The organism is Microbacterium sp. B19, from assembly GCF_000333395.1.
GTDB lineage: Bacteria > Actinomycetota > Actinomycetes > Actinomycetales > Microbacteriaceae > Microbacterium.
The window spans coordinates 1-1,778 of sequence record NZ_BADA01000122.1 but is presented as its reverse complement, the minus strand read 5'-3'; the positions used below and the strand labels follow the sequence as shown (position 1 = coordinate 1,778).

1 protein-coding gene and 1 pseudogene are annotated in these 1,778 nt (G+C 71.3%); both read left to right on the top strand.

Going from position 1 to position 1,778, the window contains the following annotated elements:
• A partial coding sequence (locus tag I5G_RS04720; protein WP_187288799.1) for a Maf family protein occupies positions 1–273 on the top strand: 273 nt, incomplete at its 5' end.
• Positions 274–350: 77 nt separating this feature from the next.
• Positions 351–1,556, top strand: a pseudogene (locus I5G_RS20660) (acetyl/propionyl/methylcrotonyl-CoA carboxylase subunit alpha); the annotation flags it as partial.
• Positions 1,557–1,778 lie beyond the last annotated feature (222 nt).

Below are 1,778 nucleotides of genomic sequence, written 5' to 3'. Positions count from 1 at the left end.
CGTCCCCGGCGAGGAACCCCGCGAGGCGTTCGCCGTGCGGAGGCATCGGTGACCTTCGCCGCGGACGTCGACGACGACGAGATCGCGGCCTACGTCGCCAGCGGCGAACCGCTGCTCGTGGCGGGGGCGTTCACCGTCGATTCGCTCGGCGGCGCCTTCATCGAGCGGGTGGAGGGCGACCCGTCCACCGTCGTCGGGATGTCGCTGTCGACCGTCCGCGGGCTCGTGCGGGAGCTCGGTGGATCGTGGACCGAACTCTGGAACCGTTCGTAGACTCCCCCACACGTTTTCCGGCGTTTCTTGTGGAGGTGGGTCAAAAGACCCGCACCACCCGTCGCTAGGCTGGGTGGATGCCGAAGATCGCCAAGGTTCTCGTCGCCAACCGCGGCGAAATCGCCGTCCGTGTCATCCGCGCCGCACGCGATTCGGGCAAGGCCTCCGTCGCGGTCTACGCCGACCAGGATCGGGACGCCCTGCACACCCGCCTCGCCGACGAGGCGTACGCGCTCGACGGCGCCACCAGCGCCGACACCTACCTCTCGATCGAGAAGATCCTCTCGGTCGCCCGCCGCTCCGGCGCCGACGCCGTGCACCCCGGCTACGGCTTCCTCGCCGAGAACGCCGATTTCGCGCGCGCCGTGATCGATGCGGGCCTCGTCTGGATCGGCCCCTCGCCCGACGCCATCGAGGCGCTGGGCGACAAGGTCACCGCCCGTCACGTGGCCGAGAAGGTCGGCGCGCCGCTCGCGCCCGGTACCCCCGGCCCGGTCGCCGGAGCCGACGAGGTCATCGCGTTCGCCGAGCAGGTCGGACTGCCGATCGCCATCAAGGCCGCGTATGGCGGAGGCGGGCGCGGGCTGAAGGTCGCGCGCGAGCTCGACGAGGTCGCCGAGATGTTCGAGTCCGCCACGCGCGAGGCCGTCGCCGCCTTCGGCCGCGGCGAGTGCTTCGTCGAGAAGTACCTCGACAAGCCCCGCCACGTCGAGACCCAGTGCCTCGCGGACGCCGCCGGCAACGTCGTGGTCGTCTCCACCCGCGACTGCTCACTGCAGCGCCGCCACCAGAAGCTCGTCGAGGAAGCCCCCGCGCCGTTCCTCAGCGACGAGCAGATCTCCGTTCTGTACTCGGCATCCAAGGCCATCCTCCGCGAGGTCGGCTACGTCGGAGCCGGCACGTGCGAGTTCCTCATCGGGGCCGACGGCACCATCTCGTTCCTCGAGGTCAACACCCGCCTGCAGGTCGAGCACCCGGTCTCCGAAGAGGTCACCGGCCTCGACCTCGTGCGCGAGCAGTTCCGCATCGCCGAGGGCGAGGAGCTGGGCTACGACGACCCCGCCCCGGTCGGCCACTCGTTGGAATTCCGCATCAACGGCGAGGACCCGGGCCGGAACTTCCTGCCCCAGCCCGGCCCGATCCACGTCTTCAAGACCTTCGGTGGCCCCGGCATCCGGCTCGACTCGGGCGTGACCGCGGGCGACAGCGTCTCGGGCGCGTTCGACTCGCTGCTCGCGAAGATCATCGTCACCGGCCGCGACCGCGCCGAGGCGCTGGAGCGGCGCACGGTCTGGCATCCCTCCCCTCCCTCGTCGCGGAGGCCTCGGCAGCGGGGCTTCCGACGACGTTCGCCGTGATCGGTGAGCCGGCGGTCGAGCCGCCGCCGCTCGTGCAGGTGAACCTGTTCCGGATCGCGCAGGAGGCGCTGACCAACGCCCGCCGGCACGCGGGGCCGGATGCCACGGCCGACGTGCGCGTCCGGTTCGACGACACGTCGGTCGAGC